This is a genomic window from Stieleria sp., from assembly GCF_041595215.1.
GTDB lineage: Bacteria > Planctomycetota > Planctomycetia > Pirellulales > Pirellulaceae > Stieleria > Stieleria magnilauensis.
On sequence record NZ_JBFHKV010000605.1, the window covers coordinates 1 to 5,173 of the forward strand.

The 5,173-nt window shown below is 58.7% G+C and carries 4 protein-coding genes; 2 read left to right on the forward strand and 2 right to left on the reverse strand.

Annotated features, from left to right (window positions below; all coding sequences use genetic code 11):
• A partial coding sequence (locus tag ABX749_RS20935) for a DUF1552 domain-containing protein (RefSeq protein ID WP_372897685.1) occupies window positions 1-889 on the forward strand: 889 nt, incomplete at its 5' end.
• Between the two features lie 396 nt (window positions 890-1,285).
• Here the strand turns inward: ABX749_RS20935 and ABX749_RS20940 are convergent.
• Window positions 1,286-2,152 carry a hypothetical protein gene (locus tag ABX749_RS20940; protein ID WP_372897686.1) on the reverse strand — a complete coding sequence of 289 codons (867 nt, stop codon included), beginning with the start codon at window positions 2,150-2,152 and terminating at the stop codon, window positions 1,286-1,288.
• 557 nt (window positions 2,153-2,709) lie between these two features.
• Here ABX749_RS20940 and ABX749_RS20945 point away from each other — a divergent pair.
• On the forward strand, window positions 2,710-3,594 hold the full coding sequence (locus tag ABX749_RS20945; RefSeq protein WP_372897687.1) for an SDR family NAD(P)-dependent oxidoreductase: 885 nt from the start codon (window positions 2,710-2,712) through the stop codon (window positions 3,592-3,594).
• A gap of 27 nt (window positions 3,595-3,621) precedes the next feature.
• Here ABX749_RS20945 and ABX749_RS20950 read toward each other — a convergent pair whose 3' ends face one another.
• Window positions 3,622-4,821: an SHD1 domain-containing protein gene (locus ABX749_RS20950; protein WP_372897688.1), complete on the reverse strand. Its 1,200-nt coding sequence runs from the start codon at window positions 4,819-4,821 to the stop codon at window positions 3,622-3,624.
• Window positions 4,822-5,173: the final 352 nt, after the last annotated feature.

Here is a 5,173-nt window from a genome sequence, read left to right on the forward strand (position 1 = left end):
AACGAAGAAAACGATCCCGATTCCGACGATCGAGCGGCCGCTTGCCCCGGCCAACCTGAACGAACAGGTCGAATCGATGATCGACTTGATCGCCCTGGCGCTCTGGACCGACTCGACGCGATGCGTCACCTACATGCTCGGCAACAGCAACAGTCGGATGATCTTTGATTTCCTGGGCATCAAAGAACAGCATCACTACCTGTCGCACTTCTTCCGGAACTTTTCACGGTCCAACCTGGACGCGTTGCTGAAGATCAGCCTTTGGCACATGGAGAAATTCGATTACTTGCTCAACAAAATGAAATCTTACAAGGACCACAACGGCTCCTTGTTGGATCACAGTGTTGTGTTGTTCGGTTCCGGCATGGGACACAGCGACAACCACACGGTCAAACGGGTGCCGATCATCCTTGCCGGTCAGGGCGGCGGCCGATTGAAGACCGGGCGTTATGTCCGCTATGCCGAAAATCAACAACTCGGTCGGCTTCACCTGGTCTTGTTGCAGAAATTCGGTATCAACATCGATTCGTTCGGGCAATCGAATCAGCCCTTGCCCGGGCTCGACGGATCCGATTACACGCCGTTCCGCGAGCGTTCGTTCGATAGCTGGGTGCGCTACGAATCGGGAACGATCACGGTCCAGGGGCGATTGAGGCTGTCCGAGGACTTGAACGAAGCCAAAATCTTTTTCGTCGACGTCCCGGGCCGATTGCCGGTTCGCGTGGAGATCGAATTCCGTGATTTCCACGATTTCAATTTGGCCTACCACTGCGGGACACCGATCGAGCTGACCGGCGAAGGGACACAGCGCAATGGCCAACTGGTGCTCACGAAGATCAAAGGCTTGCGATCACTGTTCGGGAAAAAGCCGGGGACGCAGAACGGGTGAGGCTCGATCACGACGATTGTGATGTTGGTCACTTCGGGCGTCTGGCCGGCTTTGAGCTTCGCTTTCATCTTGCGAAACATGCGGGGCCACTCGGCCACACGGCGGTTCTCGATCGGGCTCTCGCCGACCATCTGTGACAAGCTGCAGCCTTCGATGAATTGCATCGAGTAATACAGCGTCCCCTCGACTTCACCGACGTCGCAGATCGTGACGACGTGTTCGTGATCAAAACGTGCCGCGGCTTTTGCTTCGGCGCGAAAACGTTCTTTCCAAACTTCACGCCGGTCGGCCGACAACATGGCCAGTTGGTCGGGCCGAATCAGTTTTACCGCAACGCTGCCACGCGGACTGATCGTCGGCATGGGAATGCAGATGGCCCAGCAAGGTCGGATTTCACTAGTCGATCACACGGTCGCGGGCGGAAACGCCCCAGTACAAGAAGTGAGGAAGGTTGCCCACGAACGGCACCTCACGTTCGCATTCCCACACCCGGCTGCCCTTGTAGTCCAGACGCAGGGGCAATTGGCTCAATTGGGCAGCGGCAAACCGCCACTGGTGACCGCCGTCGGACTCCACCGCTTCGATCAACAGAATCAACTCGGGATCCGTCCCCATCACGAATGCAAACACCGCACCGTCGATGATCTCATGGCGTTCGCTCTGATAACGATAAATCGGTTGTGCGAGCAGCCTGAGCGAACCTTGTCCGTCGCCGAGTCCCGGAGGAATGGTCGCTTCAAAGTGTCTTGCCAAACGTCGCATCTGGGTCAAGCGGAGCGTTGCCGTCGGCGCCGGCGGAGACGCGTCGGGGATCGCAGCGGGCTTGATACCGGGGTCGCGCGCGTTCCAATCTGGGACCACGCCACGCCGGCTTTGACGCGGCTCGTGCTTGGAGCTGATCGGGGCAAGCGAAAGCGAATGAAACTCATGCGACAGACGTCGTTTGGCGGGATCGTCTGGGGAGATCACCGACCAGATCGCGCCGACGACTTCGGGCCGTCCATCACTCGTCCAGACAAACGCGGCTCCATGCGTATCGCGGACCCGCACCGGATTGGTAAAGGTCAGCAGGGGAGACGGCACGAGTTGCAGCTCTTCGGTGTCGTCACCGTGTCGAAACATCTGGTACTGCGCCGCTTCCTGTTGATACACGGCGTTCCAACGTTCGCGTTGATCCGTCGTCGGGATGACCTCCTGTCCGCTCGCTCGTCCGACGGCAACGGCTAACGCAACCAGCAGAAACCCATGAATTCTCGGCGACATCTGCACGCTCCCCAGATGGATGAAAGGAACCGCCTCCAAAATAGGCGTACCGTCTATTTTTAAACCCTTGTCGAGCGCGGTGCAAGCATCCGTGTTTCCGGCGGCACCAGGGAACCTGAAACTCGCGTTCTGCCACAGCCTCATTTTCGGGTTCGGAGCGTGGGTCGACGATGCATCCATCGTTGCCGGCACGTCCCGGCGCGTGGTGGGCAGAAACGCCCGCGAACCACGATCGTGCCTGAATTCCTGGCACCTTGCACGACGATTTCGCATCTCGTCTGGCGACGACGGAGGGCGAAAGGCCCTGACGATCCCGTGAAGGCGATTTAACGAAAACATCGACACTCTAATCGTCATGTATCCGGCCCATCATCGAGTCAGGTACACGCTTTGCCCCGTCTCCGGACAAGCACTCTCCCGCTCACGGGCGACGGAAAGGTCGTATCGAGCCCATCAGCCTCACCATGATCCACTGGGACGACCTTGAGAAACTCAGAAAACGATAAGACACACGGTCAATGCACCGTTCCTCCCGTGCGGATACGGACGACCGACTCATGAGTGACCGGCAAGTCGTTTTGGTGACCGGCGCTTCGGTCGGCTTGGGGCTCGCGATCGCTCGCCGTCTGCTGCACGAGCAACGCAAGCAGAATCTGCACCTGGTTCTAACGGCGCGGGCAGGGTCGCTGCATCGATTCGGCGAGCAGGGGATTGTCGAGCGCGACGACGTCTGGATTCGTCCTCTGGACATCACCGACGCGGAGCAACGGGTTTGCATCGTCAACGAGATCGCGTCCACGCTGGGCGGTGTCGATGTGCTGATCAACAACGCCGGTGTGGCCTATCGATCCTGTGTGGAGCACGTCACCGAACCGGAGCGGCTGCACCAAATGAACATCAACTTTCGATCACCGATCGAATTGACGCGTTGCGTGTTACCGGGGATGCGTCAAAAACGGCGTGGCAAGATTATCAACATCTCCTCGGTAGGCGGCATGATGGCGATGCCCACGATGTCCGTCTACTCGGCGTCCAAGTTCGCCTTGGAGGGAGCCAGTGAAGCGCTGTATTACGAAGTCAAGCCGTGGAACGTTTCCGTCACGCTCGTCCAACCGGGGTTCATGCGATCCGACGCTTTCGAAAAGGTGCCGTACACGACATTGAGCGCAGACGCCTCGGACGATCACCAGAATCCGTACCACGAGCACTATCATCACATGGAACAATTCATTGCCAAGGCAATGCATCGAGCGCTCGCCACGCCCGATTCGGTCGCGCTGAAAGTCATCCGAGTGATGCGGCGGAAGTCTCCACCGCTGAGAGTCTACGGAAGTCTCGACGCGGTCTTGTTTTCGGCCCTGCGTCGTGTCCTGCCGAGACGTTTTTACAATTGGTTCCTGTACCGCAACCTTCCCCACGTGCGACGGTGGGGAAAACGTTAACGGTCGATCGTTTGGATGGCGACTTCGCTATTGCCCGAACGCCGGATTTCGTGCCGCGGGCGGTGGTGCCAGGCCGGGGGCTCCGTTGTTTTGCATCATGCTGGCGGTGAGCATCGCTTGGGTCAGCGCGGTGTCGAATTCTTGCTGGGTCTTGGCGTCCAGCATCGGCTGGAGGAATTGGTTGGCCATGCCGGCGATCATCCCGGTCGCTTGGGCCATCTGTTGCTGCGAGGCTTGAAAGGCTGCTTGATTGCTTTCGAATTGCTCCGCCATTCCGCTGGCCATCGTGCCGCCTTTTTCTTTCCACGTCGCGACGAAGTCTTTCGGCATCCAACGTCCGCCATAAGCGACCATTTCAACGACTGTTGTTCCGCCGCCTTGTTTGGGCACCGTGATCGTACCACTCGAATCGTCGATCTGATTGACGACGATCGTGTTGGTGAACTGATCGATCATCCCGGGCGGTGCTGCCTGGACCAAGACATGCAGGTGTCCGCCGATCCGTGGTCCGTAATGATCGACAAAGCTGGTGACCGAATCGTCGACGATCATTTTGGAATCGAACACGCACTGAACCACCTCGTAGATCAGCCCGCTGGCGGGATCGTACAGCGGCTGAACCATCTGAGTCACTTGCGGCGGCGCCATTTTCATCATCGGCGTGTTTAAGATGAACTGTTTTTGTCGAATCAGAATCTCACAGACTTTGTTGGCCACCTCGTGAATCGGCTGTTGCGCTTCGACTTGCATTTCGATCGCCGGACGCATCGCCGCACGGACCTCGTCACTGTCAACTTCTCGACGGACTTCGGCCGGCAAGGCATACCAGAAGACTTCGGGATGCCCCGCCACGACTTGCTCGATCACGAAGTCGACGGTCTGCTGCAGCGAACCGTTGTCGGGGAAGTCCGGCATCGGGGAGACCGGCGGGACGGCGGGTGCGAAGTCGTTGTCGCCGCGAGCGACCGACGGTGTCGCCGATCCGGATGATGCACCTGCGGTCGCGGGCTTGGCGACCATTGGCTTGGTGGCAGTGGCCGGGTTCGATTTCGCGGCCTCGTACAACGCTTTGGCGCGCTCGCGACTGGCGTCACTCAACCGTTCGATCGGAACGTTCTTTGTCGAACCGTCGGCCAGACGCAAGACGATCGATCGGCCTTCGACGCCCACGAATTCGGCTTCGATCTTGAATTGCCCGGTGTTGTCCGTCCACGTTTCCGCTTGCACCGCATCGGGTATGGCCAGCGAGAAAAAAGAATTCCGAAAAGGAATGATCGAGAATGTCTCATGGGGAATGCCTAGGAGGATGGGAAGTTCAGGACGCGCCGGTACCAGTGATCGCTCCCATCTCCCCTGGCATGACGGGCCAGATGGGGCTGGGAAGGAGCCGTGTGCACCCAATGGTGCCGCAGGTGCACCGATGCAATGGCAAGAGCCGGGGCCCGATGGGGAATGAATCGGGGCGCCATTATACGCGAATCGGCGGGCGGCTCGCGAAGCACGAGTATTCCGTGTCAGCTATCTTTTCGGGTAGTGGACGAGGCGACGAGTCCTTGCCGATAGGCCGACGACAGAGGAC